This is a genomic window from Vineibacter terrae (assembly GCF_008039615.1).
Taxonomy (GTDB): Bacteria; Pseudomonadota; Alphaproteobacteria; order Reyranellales; family Reyranellaceae; genus Vineibacter; species Vineibacter terrae.
Map to the genome: position 1 here is coordinate 52,434 of NZ_VDUZ01000013.1, position 16,401 is coordinate 68,834.

Sequence of the window (16,401 nt, forward strand, 5' to 3'; positions counted from 1 at the left end):
GGTGGGCGGCTTGATGGCCGGCAGGCTTCTGGGACGTTCGGCATGCGCCTGGGGACATTCCTGATCTCGGCGCTCAAGGCGCCGTTGTGGGTCGCGGCGATCCCGACCGGCGCCAAGTCGTTCGTGGGCAATCCGGTGATTGGCAGCCCGCGCCTGAACCGCTGGGGCCTGCATGTCGTGCGGCTGCGGGCGGCGGCCTCGATGACCCGCCTGCGCCGCGGCTGGCTGGCGCGCCGCGTCACCGCGGAGCGTCGCGCTGCTTTCGCCCGCGACGGCTTCGTGGTGATGCCGGACTTCCTGCCCGCGGCCGCGTTCGAGCGCCTGCGGGCCGAGGTGCTCGATGCGCCCTGGGATGCCCATGAGATGCGCCAGGGCTCGACCGTCACCCGGCGCATCCTGCTCGATGTCGCCGCGCTGCGGCAGGACCGGCCGACCCTGGCCGCCTTCCTGGAGAACCCCGACCTGCTGGCGCTGGTCCGCTACATCGCCTCGACCGGCGGCGCGCCGGCGTTCTCCATCCAGTGCATCCTGGCCAACCAGGCCGGCGCCGCCGACGACCCGCAATGCGCGGTCCATGCCGACACGTTCCACTCGACGGCCAAGGCGTGGTTCTTCCTGCACGATGTCGGCCCCGAGGAGGGACCGTTCCTCTACGTCCCGGGCTCGCACATCGTGACCCCGCAGCGCCTGGCCTGGGAGCGCGAGCAAAGCCTCTCGGCCCGTGCCAGCGCGCGGCGCGACCATGCCGAGGGCTCGTTCCGCATCTCGGCCGACGATCTGGGCCGGCTCGGCCTGCCGGCGCCGCGCTCGATCGCGGTGCGTGCCAACACCCTGATCGTGGCCGACACGTTCGGCTTCCACGGCCGCACGCCCAGCCCCGTGGCCACACGGCGCATCGAGGTCTACGGCTCGCTGCGGCGCAACCCGTTCATGCCGTGGACCGGGCTCGACCCGCTGTCGCTGCCCGGCGTCAAGTCCCGGGTCGGCTCGGCGCTGGTCGTGCTGGACAGGCTGGGCATCGCGCGCATGCCGTGGCGGCCGGTCGGCCGCATCCGGCTGGACGCGCCGCCGCGGATCTGAGGAGGGAGCGGTCCGCGGGTGGTGGCACGGCTGATCGACATTTCGCGCCTGGTCGAGAATCGGCATCTCAGGACGCCCACGGGCATCGACCGGGTCGAGATGGCCTATGTCCAGCACCTGCTGGCGCAGGCCAGGCGCGGCGCGACGCTGCGCTTCGTCGTGACCTGGCCGCACTTCACGGGTGTCCTGAGCGAGGACCTTGTCCGGCCCCTGATCGAGGCCATGGCCGCGCGCTGGTCGGAAGGCGCCCGGGACGCCGAGGGTGATCCCGCCTTCGTGGCCCTGCGCGCGGCGCTGGGCCGCCCCTGCCAGCCGGCGAACGGCCCCGGCGTGCCGCGCATCGGCCGGCCGGACGGCAAGGCCACGGCCACCGACCTGGCGCGCATGGCGGCGCTCTGCCTGCGCTCGGCGGCGGGTCGGCTTCCCGGCCGCGAGGAGGGGGCCTGCTACTTCCATACCTCGCAGTTCCGCCTGCACCGGCCGCAGCGCTTCGCCTGGCTGGAGGGGGCCAAGACGCGCGGCGTGTTCGTCCTGCATGATCTCATCCCCATCACCCATCCCGAGTACTGCCGGCCGGGCGAGGCGGTGCGGCACGCCAGGCGGGTCGCGACGATGGCGCGGCATGCGTCGCTGGTCATCGCCAACTCGGCCTTCACCCGCGCCTCGCTGCAGGCCCACCTGGCCGGCCTGGATATCCCGGCGCCGCCCTGCGAGGTGGTGCCGCTGGGGCTGGCCGACATCTTCCTGCGGCCGCCGCCGGTCGCGCCGGTCCAGGCGGCGCTGCCGTATTTCGTGGCCATCGGCACCATCGAGCCGCGCAAGAATCTTGCGTTCCTGCTGCAGGCCTGGCAGCGCTGGACCGAGGATGGCCGCGCGCCGCGCGGCCGGCTGGTGATCGTGGGCCGGCGGGGCTGGGAGAACGAGAACGTGGTCGACCTGCTGGAGCGCAGCCCGGGGCTGGCGTCCACGGTCATCGAGGTCGCCTCGCTGAGCGACGCCGGCATGGTGTCCCTGCTGCGCGGCGCCCAGGCCCTGCTGGCACCGTCCTTCGTCGAGGGCTTCGGCCTGCCGGTGGCCGAGGCCCTGGCGCTGGGCGTGCCGGTCATCGCCTCGGCCATCGACGCCCATCGCGAGGTGGCCGGGGAGTTCGCCGACTATGTCAGCCCGCTGGACGGCCCGGGCTGGGTGGCGGCGCTGGACGCCTACGCCCGGCCGGACGCCGACCACCGCCGGCAGCGCCTGGCAGCGCTGCCGCGATACAGGCCGGCGGCCTGGAGCGACCACATGGCCCGGGTCGAGGAGCTAGTGGAAGATATCCAATAAAAACAAGGACTTGCCGTTTTTCATCTCGCCAGACCCGTGACGCAAACGTCGGAAAATACGAAAAAACTGCCGGGAGCGTCGGATCGACGCTCCCTTATAGTCTGTCTGCGGTCCGAGAACAAGACAAAGAAACAAACCTGGAACACGTATCCTATTTGACCGTGCTGCGGATCACGGCGCCGCTGGTGACCAGGCCGGTGACGCTGCCGATCATGGTCAGGATCTTCTGCAGCTCGTTGAGCGGGGCGCTCGAGACGTAGAGGATGTCCTTGTTCTGCATGGGGAATTGCCGGGCGTTGAAGTATGACCGGGCGTCCCGCATGCTCATCTTGTAGACCACCGGCACGACCGTGGCGCCGGGCTGCGCCACGCGGGTCGGGTCGAGCTGCCGCGCCAGGGCCACCGGCTCGAAGCGGAAGATGAAGACGCCGTCCGGGTCGGCCTGGTAGTCGAGCATGCCGCCGGCCTTGGCGATGGCCTCCTCCATCGAGACCTCGATCTGGTCGAAGGGGATCACGGCATTGCGCCCGGTGGCGCCGAAGGCGGTGTAGGTCAGCGGCTGGCGGATGGCGGTGATGACGTCGCCGGGCAGGACGAAGATGTTCTCCGCCGGGTTGTTGATGATGGCCTGCATGGGCACGGTGACCGAGCGGCCGGCGCGCAGCAGGGTGATCGAGGTCTCGTAGACCGGCGCGCGGATGCCGCCGGCCGAGGAGAGCACGTCGAGGATGCGGTCGCCCTTGACCGTGAGCGGGATGCGGGCGCCGGCCGTGACCTCGCCGGTGACCGTGGCGGTGTTGCTGATGTTGCGCGAGACCGTGACCAGCGCCTGCGGCTCGATCGCCTTGCCGGTGAGCTGGGCCACGATCTGGGCCTCGATATCGGGCGGGGTCAGCCCCAGCACCCGGACGCGGCCGGCATAGGGAACGGTGATGGAGCCGTCCTGGGCCACGGTCTGGTCGGGGATGGTGATCGAGCGCGAGCCGGTGCTGGCGCGATCGACGATGGGCGACGAAAAAAGGCCGCCTGCGGCGGCTTCCCAGACCGTGACGGTGATGCCGTCACCGACCCCGACCCGCTGGTAGGGGGCGGGCCGGCTGTCGCCGAAGCGGCCCTTGAACGAATCGCCGCGGCGCTGGCGCACGATATCGGCGATGCGCTCGTCGACATTGACGATGAGGTACCGGGACAGCTCGTCCTGGGAGACCTGGGCCACGACCTCGCGGGCCAGCGGCCCTTGCGTGGGGAGGTTGCTGCAGCCCGCCAGGCCGAGGGAGAGGCCGGCGGCGGCCAGGATCGTTAGTTTGCGATACATTATGAACCCGTTTTCGTTCCCCAAGGCGGCGCAATGTAATGAGCGCAGGGGCCGATTGACAAGAAAAGGCGACATTGGGGTGAAAGGGGTAATCCCCGGGGCCAGGATGGCGGTCAGTCCGGGCGTAGCGTACGATCCGGGAAACGGCCTGGATTCCCCGCTGCGCTCGGAGTGGCAGGTCGGGCGACCCGTCAAGCGTCTACAATCATTGATTGCATGCGCTCCGGCGACCGCTTGACATGAGTCGCCTGCAATGCTGCATCTGCGGCGGTCGGCTTGCGGAAGGGGACAATCCATGAATTTTGCAATCGAGCGACTGAAACTCGAAGGCCTCTTGCTTGTCCGTACAAGGCGTTTCGAGGATCCGCGCGGCTACTTCATGGAGACCTGGTCGCAGGACGCCTTCCGGCAGCTCGGTATCGACGTCGATTTTGTTCAGGACAACCAATCGCTCTCGGTGCCGCAAGGCACGGTGCGTGGCCTGCACTTCCAGGTGCCACCCTATGCCCAGGCCAAGCTGGTCAGGGTGCTGCAAGGATCGATCTTCGATGTCGCCGTGGACCTGCGGGCCGGCTCACCTGACTACGGCAGGTGGTGCGGTGTCACCCTGTCGGGGGTGAAGCCAGAGCAGCTCTACGTGCCGGCAGGCTTTGCGCATGGCTTCGTGACCCTCGAGCCGGACACGGTGGTGGCCTATCGGGTCGATGCGCCCTACGCGCCGGCATGCGATGCCGGGATTCTGTGGAACGACCCGGCGCTGGGCATCGACTGGCCGGTCGACCCGACGCAGGCCGTGCTTTCGGCGAAGGATGCGGCGCTGCCGCGACTGGCCGCATTCTCGACTCCTTTCCGTTGGAAGAAGGCGGTGGCCGCGGAGCTGGTCTGAGGCTTCAGCCTAAGGGGCGAGACGGGGTCAGCATGTCCCTCCTGGTTTTTGGTGCCGCCGGCCAGCTTGGCCGGGAACTGGCCGGCATGACGTCGGGCCGGAAGCTGCCGGCGGTGCTGCTGGCCCGGGCGGAGGCGGATATCGGCGATCGCCGAGCCGTCATGGCGGCGGTCGAGAAGGCTCGGCCGGCGGTGGTCGTGAATGCGGCGGCCTATACCAAGGTCGACAAGGCCGAGGACGAGCCGGCGCAGGCGTTTCGCGAGAACCGCGACGGGCCGGCGCTGCTGGCCGAGATCTGCGCCGCGCATGGCCTGCCGCTGATCCATGTCTCGACCGACTACGTGTTCGACGGCACCAAGCCGGCTCCCTACGTGGAGACCGATCCCGTCGCGCCGCTGGGCGTCTACGGCGCCTCGAAGGAGGCGGGCGAGCAGGCGGTGCGGGCGCGGCTCGACCGGCACGTGATCCTGCGCACGGCCTGGGTGTACGGCATCCACGGCAACAATTTCCTGAAGACGATGATCAACCTGGCCCGCAGTCGGGAGAGCTGGGGCGTTGTCGCGGACCAGCGCGGCAATCCCACCGCGACCGAGGATCTTGCCGCGGCGATCCTGGCGGTGGCGGCGCGTGCCGCGGAGGGGACAGCCGGCTGGGGCACGTATCATTTCGCCGGGACGGGCATGGCGACGTGGCACGATTTCGCGTGCGAGATCGTGGCGGCGCAGGCGCCGGTCACCGGGCGGACTCCCGACGTGCGGGCCATCACCACGGCCGAGTACCCGACCAAGGCGCAGCGGCCGGCGAATTCCTGCCTCGACAGTGGGCATTTCGAATCGGTTTTTGGTATGAAGGCGCGGCCGTGGCGGGAGCGCACCCGGGACGTGGTGGCGGCGCTGCTGGCAGCGGCGAAGCGAGAGGCTTGAATGAAGGGCATCATCCTGGCGGGCGGTTCGGGCACGCGCCTGGCGCCTATGACGACCGTGCTGTCGAAGCAGCTGCTGCCCGTCTACGACAAGCCGATGATCTACTACCCGCTGTCGACGCTGATGCTGGCGGGCATCACCGAGATCCTGATCATCACCACCCCGCGCGACCAGCCGCTGTTCCGGGAGCTGCTGGGGGACGGGTCGAAGATCGGCCTGTCGCTGTCTTACGCGGTGCAGGCTGAACCACGCGGCCTTGCGGACGCCTTCATCGTCGGGCGCAAGTTCGTCGGTGACGAGGGCGTGGCCCTGATCCTCGGTGACAACCTCTTCTACGGCGACGGCCTGACCGACCTAATGCGCGGGGCAGCGGCCCGCCCAAAGGGCGCGACGGTGTTCGCCTATCGCGTGGCGGACCCCGAACGCTATGGCGTGGTCGAACTGGGCGAGGGCGGCCGAGCGCTTTCGATCGAGGAGAAGCCAGCGCAGCCGAAATCGAACTATGCGGTGACGGGACTCTATTTCTATGACAACCGGGTGCTGGACATCGCTGCGTCGCTGAAGCCCTCCGCGCGCGGCGAGATCGAAATCACTGACGTGAACCGGGCGTACATCGAGTCAGGTGATCTCTACGTCGAGATGATGGGCCGTGGCTTCGCCTGGCTGGACACCGGTACCTGCGACTCGCTACTCGATGCCGCGCAGTTCGTGCAGCTCTTCGAGCGCCGACAAGGCATGCGCGTAGGCTGCATCGAAGAGGTGGCGTTCCGATGTGGGCTGATCGGCGCCGAGGAACTGCGTGTGCTGGCGCAAGGGTGCGGGAAATCTGGCTATGGACAGTACCTCCTGAGTATCGCCGACGACGTTGAGTAAAGGCGGCGTTAAACGAGGCTGCACTACAGGCGACGACGGTAATGCTGTTCAACATTGAAGTCGACCATGGACACGTGGTGACCGGCTACTTCGTCCCGGACAGGTTTACCGGTACGTCTGTGATCAGGATTGAGGGGAGCGGTATCGAGCCCCTGACATTCGAGTGCAACGAGACTCGCCAATCGCTGGTGATGGCCGGCCGCCACGAGACAGGCTGGTGCGGGTTCCGTCTGGACCAGGACCTGATCCCGGGCCTGGCGGAAATGCAGGACCTGGAACTCTACGACCCCGAGACAGGAGTCGTGCTCTATCGCCGGCGGCCCGCCGAATCGATTATCAAGCAGAAGCTCTTCCGGCTGGAGACGCATCTGGAGCCATTGTCACGGCTGGACGATGCGCTCGATGGGTCTTTCAGGTTCTTCTACAAGGGCATGGAGCAATTCGGCCGCGAGACGACGACGCAGATCTTCCTGCTGGACCACGCCGATTCGATCTACGCCAGCGGCCGACTTCTCTACAAGCAGTACGAGTACTTCCTCGAGGATCGCGGCTTTCGCCCCATCTGCCTGTTGCGCAATCCTTATGACGAGCTGGCTGAACGCCTCCTGATCCTGAGCCGGGCGGGCAACGGCGATGCCGACATGCTCGGGGCGCGCGACAGCATGTCCCTGGAGGCCGCGATCGAGTTCGCGGCATCGATCGATTTGTCTGACGAGAAGCAGCTGCGTCGTGCCTTTCGCACAATGTCTGCTGAGGACGCTTTCACTTTTGCCGACCCCCTGGTGCGCGCCCTGGGCGCGCGGACGCCAGACGAGACGCCACAAGACTCGACCATGGCTGGGGCGCTGGAGGTCCTGTCCAACTGCGCCGTGGTCGGTCTGCGGGAGTATCCTAACCTGTTCCTGGAGGGTCTGGGCGCGCAGCTGGGCCTGGAAGCGAAGAAGCTACCGCCCGTTCAGGAACCGCCGGAGGTGCTCCGGCTGGGGCAGATCCTGCGCGACATCAAGCCCGTCAAGAGCCTCATAGAGCACGACCTGGAATTGTACGATCACGTGAGGGCCGCAATGGAAAAAGCATTGTGATTCCAGTGAGTTTCGAGCAAGTTCCAGCAGCCTAGCAACCCGGAACGGATCGCAATGGACGGTGACATCGGACAGAAGCCGCGCACCCGGCGGCGCGACCCGCGTCTGGTGACCGACGTCACGCCGTCGCGGGGTATCGTGGCCCGCGCCGTGCGGACGGCGCGCAGCTTTGTGCCGTTGCGTCTTCGCCAGGTGGAGGTGGAGCCCGAGCCAGACCTGGCAACATTTCCCGCGACGCGCCGACGCCCTCCCTGGGTGCTGATCAGCTTCATCGCCTGCGTCGTGCTTCCGGCCATGGCCGCCCAGATCTATTTCATCTTCATCGCGACGGACCAGTTCATCGCCGAGGCGCGCGCCGTGGTGCGCTCGGCGGAGCAGGAGTCGGCAGTCCAGTCGGCGATGTCGAAATCGGGATCGTCGGGCGCGGGGTCGAACTCGACATCGGCGCTTTCCCTCTCGACGCTCGGACCCAACGCCTACGTCGTCACCAACTACATTCGCAGCCGTGCCGTGGTGGACGATCTCGCCAAGACGATGGATCTGCGCGCGATCTTCCGTCGGCCGGAGGCCGATTTCTGGGCCCGGCTGAAGAGCGACGCCACGGTCGAGGATCTGGTCGACTACTGGAAGGACATGGTCACCACCTATGTCGACGGTCCCTCCGGCATCGTGACGGTGAAAATCCGCGCCTTCCGGCCCGACGATGCGTTGGCGCTGACCCAGGCGGTCCTCAAGCTCAGCGAGCAACTCGTCAATGAAATGACGGAGCGGGCACGGCGCGACGCCATGCAGTTCGGCGAACGCGAGGTGCAGCGCGCCGACGGGCGGGTTCGTGCGGCGCTAGGGGAACTGCGACACTACCGTGATGACGAGGGTCTGATTGACCCCGTCAAGACGGCCGACGAGACCGGGAAGTTGCTGCTGCAGCTTCTGGCGGAAAAGATCAGGCTGGAAAGCGACCTCTTCGTCGCGTCTCGATCGTTGACCAAGAACGCCCCGTCCGTCCAGAACCTGACGGCGCGCCTCGAGATAACTGATGTGCAGATCACGAAGCTGAAGGAGAAGCTCACCGGCGAGACGCCTGAGATCCGTAACATTGCCGCCAAGCTTGCCAGGTTCGAGGAGCTCGAGGTCCAGCGGCAGTTCGCCGAGCGTCTTTACACCATGGCGCAGGACGGCTTAGAGCGTGCGCGCATGACAGCGGAGCGACAGGCCGTCTATCTCACGGTTTTTGTGCCACCGTCACTGCCTGAAGACTCGCTCTACCCACGCCGCGTAGCTTTCTCGATCCTTGCCCCGCTGGCGTTGCTCGTGTTGTGGAGCATCGTCGCATTGATCTGGGCGTCGATTGAGGACCACAGGATTTAAACCTCCGGCGTTTTAGAGTTGGACCAGCAAAGTCACGGAGCGTAGCCAAAATGCAATTGCGTTCGGCTGCATGGTCGCGTGTAGGTCGTGGGCCCATGCGTTAGATGGCTAATCGCTGCCTAGGAGCGGGAAGGTGGAAGTAATGGAGCAAAGAATGTCAGACGGGGATGTGATGGAGGAGAATCCATCGCACCTCTATCTGGACTTGTTGGTAAAGATCCTGGCGAACACAATCTACGGAGATGCGCCGGTCGACCAGTGGTCCGGCGGGCACTACGATTCTGAGAAGCGTCGCTTGGGCCACGATTGGCCGGGTGTTGCCCACACGATGATCGGCCTCGAGAGGCTTCGACACCTACGCGGTCTGTGCGAACGCATTCTCGATGAGCAGATACCAGGAGACTTCATCGAGACGGGTGTTTGGCGTGGAGGAGCCTGCATTCTGATGCGGGCAGTCCTGAAGGCTTATGGCATTGAGGACAGAGACGTGATTCTGGCGGACTCCTTCCAAGGACTACCTCCGCCTGATCCGGCGCACTATCCACGCGATGAAGGAGATCAGCATCACACGTTCCACCAGCTGGCCGTCTCGGTCGAACAAGTTCGTGAGAATTTCAGACGCTATGATCTCCTGGACGAAAAGTGTATCTTTCTCGAAGGGTTCTTCAAGGACACGCTGCACAGGGTCGCCGATCGCACGTTCGCGCTGCTAAGGCTCGATGGCGACATGTACGAGTCGACGATACAGGTCCTGAGCACGCTGTATCCGCGACTCTCACCTCTTGGTTTTGTTGTTGTCGACGACTACGGCAACATTGAAGCGTGCCGGGCGGCAGTCCATGATTACATCGATCAGAACAAGCTGAACGTCACTATTCAACCGATCGATGGATGTGGTGTCTGGTGGCGCAAGGAAGGTGACAAGTCTTCGCGAGCAGTTCATGCGTCGCCCCGGCGGTCTCGTTCCGAGGATCAGTATGCAATGTATGTTCTCCGTAGCAGCCTTGCGCAGGCTAGACAGGACCTAAGCTCGGCGCAGCAGCGCCACGGGATCCTGGTGGACGAACTGGCTGGCGTGCGCGCTCAGCAGCAGTCAATCTCCGCTGCTCTACAAGCAAGCCAGCAGGAGAAAGAGCAGCTTCAAAAGGCAAGCCAGCAGGAGAGAGAGCAGCTCCAAAAGGCAAGCCAGCAGGAGAGAGAGCAGCTCCAAAAGGACCTTCAGTCGGAGCGGGAGTTGAGCCAACAACTCCGAAATGAATTTTCCCGTGAAGTGAAGTCTGCCGAGGCGTTGCTAGCTCGCTATGCGGCGCTTGAGCAGCGGACAGCCGCTCTCGATGCTCGAGCACAGATCCTCGACAGAACTCTTCGGGTCGTGTTTGTCAAACGGAACGACCTGCACAGCCGCTTCAAAAGTCTCCGGGATCGTTTTGTCGAAGCGGACGTACTTCACCAATTCGCGGAAGAGACATATGCCGTGGTGAACAGCATGTCTCGCACGGCGCCAGTTGGCGAAGTCGTGTCGATGTGGCGTGATGCTCTCGGGTTGCTCGGCCCAGGCTCGGAAGGCGGTGCAGTTGGTAACACACTTCGCTCGGTCCTCTCGCCACGTACCCGCGGGGTACGGCTAGGTCGTGAGGTGCTCAGCATCGCCGTTTCAGGTTTGTTCAGTCCTCGGTGGTATCTTGAACGCAACCCGGACGTAACCAAGAGCGACATTCCCGCAATCGTTCACTATTTGCGTCACGGCGGTTTCGAAAAAAGGGATCCAAGTCCATTGTTCTCGTCAGAACTTTACATGCAAAGGTATCGCGACGTGAGAGAGGCAAACGTAAACCCGCTCGTTCACTACATGCTTCACGGCCTCGCGGAGCAGCGCAAGATCGCTCCGTCGGTGGATCGGCGGACCTAGACGCTCCTGTGACTCTGTCGCATTGGAACGGAGAGACGTATGGAAGGGACGCGAATGTCGGCTTGGTCGTCGTTGAAGGAAGCCGAAGGTCCAATGATGGAGTCGCGCCAAAAAGCGGCGATGTCTGTCATTATTCCTACATACAACCGTGCGGATCTCTTGGCTGAGACGCTAAGGCGATGCGTCGATAACGCGGGGGGTGTCGAGCTGGAGTTCGTTGTTATTGACGACGGTTCATCCGATCACACGCCGCGCGTTCTGGAGCAGTTTGAGAAGGAGATTCGGTCGTTGGTGTGGCGTCGGACACCCAACGGAGGTCCTGGGCAGGCAAGAAACCTCGGCGCAAGCTTGGCTTCGCACAATCTCATTATGTTCATGGGAGATGATATCCAGCCCGTCTCTGATGACTTCTTCCGCGTCCACTGGCGCCTTCATCAAGCATATCAGTCGGACCGGTTCGCGGTGCTGGGAAAATGCGTCTGGCCTCATAGCGCCGAAAAGGACGTCAACTTCGTCATGGCTCACATCCAGGGATATGGAGGGGAGCAGTTCGGATATGCGGATCTAGCGCCATACTCCTGGATTGACTGGAGGTTCTTCTATACGGGGAACATCTCTTTGAAAAAGAGCGCCGTGTCAGACTGGATGGTAGACGGGTTTGACACGAGATTCACCATGGCGGCGTTCGAGGACATCGAGCTAGCGTATCGGCTGAGCAAGGAGCCCGGAGGATACCGAATCTTTTACGATCCCGGTGCTCTCGGTGAGCATATCCATCCGTACTCTGTGGATTCGTTCGTCAATCGACAGTTCGCTGCCGGGTTGATGGCAGTGGTAGCGGCAAGGCTGCATCCCGAGTTGGCGGGCAAGATAGGATTGAGCGAACTCATGCACGCCGTCGATTTGCCATGGAGCGGAAACAGCGAAGCGCGGCTATCGGATTACCTCAGCGTTATCGAAGGCATCAAGTCGTGGGCCCGGTTGCTGGAAGCGCAGAAGACACTGGGACGTGAGGCTTGGCACGAGGATCTATTGTTTTGTGTCTTTGAGATTGCTTTCTTGCACGGGGTTCTGACGAACTACGCATCGGCGACCTCCAACTTCTCGGAGGGATATCGCTATATCCTTGGCAAAGGAATGCAGCGACTGCATAGAGTCGTTCACCACCAGGTCACCGGAAGTGAGCGGTTCAAGGACGCGTTGCTCGGCGTTGTGAACTGATCCACAGCAAACCTGTGTTGCGAGCTTGGCCGAGACAGGCGTTATCCGCCAGCAATGCCGCTGCAGCGAAACGGTTGGGGCGAATGTTCAGTGTAGTCATACCGGTGTACAACCACGCGCAGTATCTGCGATCTGCCGTCGAGTCAGGCCTGCGATCGGACTTGGTGAAGGAAGTCCTGCTGGTCGACGATGGGTCCAGTGACGGTTCGCGGCTCGTCCTTCAAGACCTCTGCAGGCAGTACGCTCCGCGGGTGAGGGAGCTTGAATCTGCGGCAGCCGGTAACCGAGGAGCTCACTATCGTCTGAATGAATTGTGCCGGCAAGCATCAGGTCCATGGATCGCGGTGTTGAATTCTGACGACGAATTTCTTCCGGGTCGCTTCGAGGTCCTGCGAAGCCTGATCCGGATGGAGAAGGCCGAATTTGTCTCGGGAACGATGATCATTGTCGATGAGGTGTCGCGCGTCATAGGTACTAAGCGAGGTCAATTCGAGCCCGAATATCCCCTCCCTGAGGCGCTTCAAGGTATTTGGATCCAAAGCTCATTCGATCTGCTCCGCATCCTGTGCTCGCAGAATGTCATCTGTACCACCAGTAACATGGTATTCACGAAGGCCCTCTTCGAGCGTCTCAAGGGCTTTCGGGACCTCAGGTATACCCATGACTGGGATTTTGCTCTCAGGGCGGCTGTTCACGGCAGAGCCTCGTTTTGCGCACACCCGTTGACGCGGTATCGGGCGCACTCTGCGAATACGATCAAGGAGCCGTCGCCTCATGTGGACGGCGAGGTTGTGAGACTGTTTTCGTGGCTGCTTGATGAGCATCCAGAGATCGAGGACGACCCGTTAGTCAGAGTAGCGTTGGAGCACAATAGCCACCTTGGCCGGGTAGTCTGGTCTCGGGATGTCTGCGGTGCTGACGGGACATCGGTCGGCATTAGAAGAGTAACTATCCGGCAAGACCCGAGTGATGTTGAGGGATATACACCCGAATCGTCGGTCGGAGACGTCGGTTGCGATTCCGCTTCCAAGGCCGCTCACTCTGACAACGACTTCATCCTGCGTGCGCCGCCGGGCGTGGCCGACCTTGGAGCGCGCGCATTGGCCAATGTTTCGTTGGCGCTTGCGCAGCCGGACTACGACTTCGTCATCGTGTCGAGATCACTGACTGAATTGCCTGCGATTGCTGTCGACGGCGATACCGAAGAAAAAACGCAGTGCGTTGTTGCCATCCCTGGGGCAAAACCATGGCGAACAAAACGCAAGGCCTTAAAGGGGCGGCTTGTTCGCCACGCTTCAGGGAGGGCCCCGGCGGAATTTCACGAAGTGGACTTCAGAGATCTGCCGGGCCTGGAAGACGCGTGCTGGGAGGGGGCCGATGTCTTCGTGGGTGGGGATGGGGCCAGCCATCTTATCTCGCAGTTGCGGGCGGAGGTCGCCTGGCTACCGACCAGCACGACGACCGGTACGCCAATCGCGAAACTACGTTGTCTAGTCTTCCCGATCTTCATGGCTACCGGAGGTGTGGAGCGTAACACCGTTGAGATTCTGCGGCACCTCCGAGACCGATACGACTTCATTGTCGTGACCTCCGAGCGCCTGAAGAGCCATCAAGGCAGCCTGCACCATCAGTTGGATGAACTGGGAATCCTCTGCCTGGACCTGGCCGAGGTGGCGGATGTGGACCGGCACGCGATTCTATTGGAGTGCATAAGGAGATCGTTCGAGCCGGATGTCGTGTACATATGTAACGGCTCGCCGTGGTTGGCGTCCAATGCGGAGGTGCTCCGCCGCATATTCGCGAAAGCGGCTATTGTCGACCAGCAAGTGTACGACACCGAACATGGGTGGATCGGGTCGTATCGTCAGCGTGGAATTCAATCCTTTGATCGATTCATCGCAACGAATGCAAGAATCAAGAAGGAATTTGTGTCCAAGATTTTGATTCCGAGCAATCGGATAGACATGATCTACCCGTGTATCAATGCGGCTCGTTTGGGAGAGCAGAAGGCGAGCAGAGAAGCTGAGGAAGTTCTTCGGGCCAAGCTGGGCATAAAAAAGGGGCAGCTTGCATTCGGGTGTCTTGGGCGGTTGACCCATCAAAAGCGGCCGCTGGATTTTCTTGATTTGGCGATGCGGGCCGGCAAGGCTGGGTACGGGGATCAGTTCTTTCTTGTTGGAGACGGTGAGCTTGCCGATGAATGCAGCAGCTTTGTCCGGATGAACGCCCTCACGAACGTCGCATCGATACCGCGGTATGAGAATGTGGCTGACATCGTGAATGCTCTGGACGGATTGGTAATCTTGTCCTCTTACGAAGGTTTGCCGATCGTGCTGCTGGAGGCCTTGGCTCTTGGCAAGCCAGCGCTCGCAACCGATGTAGGCGATATCGCGCTGGTGTTGAACGAATATCGGTGTGGAATCGTGATTGACGAGTCCGGGAATCCAGAGCTGAACTGGAGACAGTTCAACGTTTTCAGGTCGTCGCTAACGGAGTGTAAAAGGGCTGCTGAGGAGGCTCGGTTCTCGGTTTTGGAGAGATTCTCGGCTCAAGCGATAGCGGAGCAGTATCACCAATCCTGGACACGGGCGATCGAACAAGTGGGGGATCGCGGCGCAAAGTAGATGCTTCTCTTATAGCAACTGTCGGCGCTGGGCGCCATCAGCCTAACCGATGCCCTGCTCGAGCAAGCCATAAACCTGCTGTTCAAGCAAAGGACGCTGACGGTGATCGGGACACCTGCTCAATCGGTCCACCTGACCTATGAAGGCTTGCAGGCGGCCGGCGCGGCGGCCAAAGGCACGGTAGAGCCCAATCCGAGGAGTGCCACGAGGCGCTCGACAGTCCAATCCGAAAAATCGAAATAATGATCGGCTGGGTCAGTGCGCGGGATCTGGCTCACAACATCGCTGGCATAGCCGGACTCACCGGTGAGGCGCGCCTTCAGGTGAAGATATCTGTTGCTCAGAAAGGCCAGCAGGTTACGGCGCAGCCGGCTCTGGGCGGCAAGATCACCTTGGACCTTCGTCATTGCAGCCGCCGCGCGCCTGAAAGCCGACCGGCCCAGCGTGCGAACGGGCTTCCCGGCCAGGATCCCGGCCATCGCAACCGTCGATGAGATCGTCACCACTTCATCGACGTAAGGCACGAACAGCTCGGCGCGACCGGACGAAAGTTCTCTCGGTGGAAACACGACGTTCGGGAACTCTCCCGATATGTACTTTTCCATGTCCGGAGAGAGTCGGTGTCCGGGATGGTAAGCCGGCACCAGGAGAGCGTCTGGCTGCCGAGACGCTTCGCGGTAGATGAGTTCCTCTGGATGGACCGGGCCGTAGAGCCCTTCATAGGTCAGCCAGTCCGGCGGTTGGAGAGCGAGGAGGCGAGTGCGCCTCGGCCTCAATTCCCGAACCCAATGCCTTGCTGCTTCGTGGGCCGGGTGTTCCCGCAAGGTCGCTTGGAGGTGAGCCTCCCACAGATCCTCCGACAGACCGGTGGAGAGTGGCGGCTCCATCCTGGCCAGCCGATCCCACGCCACAACCAACAGCCCGGTCTGATGGCCGCACGGGTCGAGAAACATCGTTTCTGGCGCCCCCAAGCGGGGCAAGCACCCAAGCTCCGTGTACAGCACGAGAGCGCCCAGAAACGATGCCTTCAGTGCTTCGTTCTCCGTAAAGCTGACCACGACTGAGGGCTTCGCGTGAGATGCTATTTCGCGCAATCGGGCTTCAAGGCTTCCGTTGGACCTCGCCGCTCGGCCGACACGATCCTTACCGTAACGCAGTCGGCGGAAACCGTGTGCCTGCAAGGCGTCCCGCGCTGATATCGCAAACTTCTGGCTGAACGTTAGATTGCTGAAATGCCCAAGGAGCCAGTCGTTGCTGACAACACAGCACCGGCGCTGTGGGTTGGCTGTGGCAATATCTTCGATCCAGCCAACCCAGGGCAAAAGAAAAGACGGATCCTGCCTAAACACGACAGGCTCCACATAAAATAGAAGAGACACCCTATCCCCTGGTTCGTTTTAAGTTATTAGCGACAGTATATGCTCTCCGGCCCCGACGACCAACAGCCGAACCGGTGCGCGGTATGCATATTTCGGTTGCAGCGAGCGTGCGGCTGTAACTTTTTCGCGAGCGTGCCACCGCTAGGGCTGCCGTCTGGCCCGGTCAGCGAGGCTGCCATACCGGGGCCTGGCAGACAGTCCCAGCCATGCGCACATTGTGCCTCGGCGATCTCAAGCTAACCGGTTTGCATGCTGACCACGCGCTTCCATAGCGTGGCGACCGCAGCAAGCAGCGGCGCGATCAAAATGGCGCGGGCGAGCGCGAGCGGTCCATGCTGCGCTAGCATCTTCGGCGGGTCATCTATTGGCGCCCCCGTTGCCAGACAGCGGCTAACCGGCTAGGCATGCCCGTAGAAGA

At 62.8% G+C, this 16,401-nt stretch carries 12 protein-coding genes; 10 read left to right on the forward strand and 2 right to left on the reverse strand.

The genetic code is table 11. The annotated features are described in order from the left end of the window. Positions 1–42 precede the first annotated feature (42 nt). Positions 43–1,080, forward strand: a complete 1,038-nt coding sequence (locus FHP25_RS13535) for a phytanoyl-CoA dioxygenase family protein (protein WP_147847465.1) — start codon at positions 43–45, stop codon at positions 1,078–1,080. An 18-nt stretch (positions 1,081–1,098) separates the two neighbouring features. Beyond that, a complete protein-coding gene (locus FHP25_RS13540; RefSeq protein WP_147847466.1) occupies positions 1,099–2,403 on the forward strand; it encodes a glycosyltransferase family 4 protein in 1,305 nt (434 codons plus the stop codon). A 151-nt stretch (positions 2,404–2,554) separates the two neighbouring features. On the opposite strand, the gene FHP25_RS13545 is transcribed toward FHP25_RS13540, so the two are convergent. Continuing rightward, a complete protein-coding gene (locus tag FHP25_RS13545; protein WP_147847467.1) occupies positions 2,555–3,718 on the reverse strand; it encodes a polysaccharide biosynthesis/export family protein in 1,164 nt (387 codons plus the stop codon). 295 nt (positions 3,719–4,013) lie between these two features. Between FHP25_RS13545 and rfbC the strand changes: the two genes are divergently transcribed. The 8 genes from rfbC (at position 4,014) to FHP25_RS13585 (ending at position 14,604) form a co-directional block, all read left to right on the forward strand. Further along, positions 4,014–4,604 (forward strand): dTDP-4-dehydrorhamnose 3,5-epimerase, encoded by a 591-nt coding sequence (gene rfbC / locus FHP25_RS13550; RefSeq protein WP_147847468.1) that lies wholly within the window; start codon positions 4,014–4,016, stop codon positions 4,602–4,604. A 32-nt stretch (positions 4,605–4,636) separates the two neighbouring features. Further along, positions 4,637–5,527, forward strand: a complete 891-nt coding sequence (rfbD, locus tag FHP25_RS13555) for a dTDP-4-dehydrorhamnose reductase (RefSeq protein WP_147847469.1) — start codon at positions 4,637–4,639, stop codon at positions 5,525–5,527. Further along, on the forward strand, positions 5,528–6,400 hold the full coding sequence (gene rfbA, locus FHP25_RS13560) for a glucose-1-phosphate thymidylyltransferase RfbA (protein WP_147847470.1): 873 nt from the start codon (positions 5,528–5,530) through the stop codon (positions 6,398–6,400). A 41-nt stretch (positions 6,401–6,441) separates the two neighbouring features. Beyond that, positions 6,442–7,482, forward strand: coding sequence for a hypothetical protein (locus FHP25_RS13565; protein WP_147847471.1), 1,041 nt, complete (start codon positions 6,442–6,444; stop codon positions 7,480–7,482). Between the two features lie 54 nt (positions 7,483–7,536). Beyond that, positions 7,537–8,850: a capsule biosynthesis protein gene (locus FHP25_RS13570; RefSeq protein WP_147847472.1), complete on the forward strand. Its 1,314-nt coding sequence runs from the start codon at positions 7,537–7,539 to the stop codon at positions 8,848–8,850. Positions 8,851–9,004: 154 nt separating this feature from the next. After that, positions 9,005–10,759, forward strand: coding sequence for a TylF/MycF/NovP-related O-methyltransferase (locus FHP25_RS13575; protein WP_218578365.1), 1,755 nt, complete (start codon positions 9,005–9,007; stop codon positions 10,757–10,759). A 39-nt stretch (positions 10,760–10,798) separates the two neighbouring features. Further along, the gene (locus FHP25_RS13580) at positions 10,799–11,980 is read left to right on the forward strand and encodes a glycosyltransferase (RefSeq protein ID WP_147847473.1); all 1,182 of its coding nucleotides are present in this window, start codon (positions 10,799–10,801) and stop codon (positions 11,978–11,980) included. An 83-nt stretch (positions 11,981–12,063) separates the two neighbouring features. Further along, entirely contained in the window at positions 12,064–14,604 is a 2,541-nt protein-coding gene (locus FHP25_RS13585) for a glycosyltransferase (RefSeq protein ID WP_147847474.1), read from the forward strand. A 137-nt stretch (positions 14,605–14,741) separates the two neighbouring features. Here FHP25_RS13585 and FHP25_RS13590 read toward each other — a convergent pair whose 3' ends face one another. Beyond that, positions 14,742–15,953, reverse strand: a complete 1,212-nt coding sequence (locus FHP25_RS13590) for a hypothetical protein (RefSeq protein ID WP_147847475.1) — start codon at positions 15,951–15,953, stop codon at positions 14,742–14,744. Between the last annotated feature and the right edge of the window lie 448 nt (positions 15,954–16,401).

Coding starts and splice junctions, on each gene's coding strand:
- FHP25_RS13535 (WP_147847465.1), top strand. CDS start 43: ATGCGCCTGGGGACATTCCTGATCTCGGCGCTCAAGGCGCCGTTGTGG.
- FHP25_RS13545 (WP_147847467.1), bottom strand. CDS start 3,718: ATGTATCGCAAACTAACGATCCTGGCCGCCGCCGGCCTCTCCCTCGGC.
- rfbC (WP_147847468.1), top strand. CDS start 4,014: ATGAATTTTGCAATCGAGCGACTGAAACTCGAAGGCCTCTTGCTTGTC.
- rfbD (WP_147847469.1), top strand. CDS start 4,637: ATGTCCCTCCTGGTTTTTGGTGCCGCCGGCCAGCTTGGCCGGGAACTG.
- rfbA (WP_147847470.1), top strand. CDS start 5,528: ATGAAGGGCATCATCCTGGCGGGCGGTTCGGGCACGCGCCTGGCGCCT.
- FHP25_RS13565 (WP_147847471.1), top strand. CDS start 6,442: ATGCTGTTCAACATTGAAGTCGACCATGGACACGTGGTGACCGGCTAC.
- FHP25_RS13570 (WP_147847472.1), top strand. CDS start 7,537: ATGGACGGTGACATCGGACAGAAGCCGCGCACCCGGCGGCGCGACCCG.
- FHP25_RS13575 (WP_218578365.1), top strand. CDS start 9,005: ATGTCAGACGGGGATGTGATGGAGGAGAATCCATCGCACCTCTATCTG.
- FHP25_RS13580 (WP_147847473.1), top strand. CDS start 10,799: ATGGAAGGGACGCGAATGTCGGCTTGGTCGTCGTTGAAGGAAGCCGAA.
- FHP25_RS13585 (WP_147847474.1), top strand. CDS start 12,064: ATGTTCAGTGTAGTCATACCGGTGTACAACCACGCGCAGTATCTGCGA.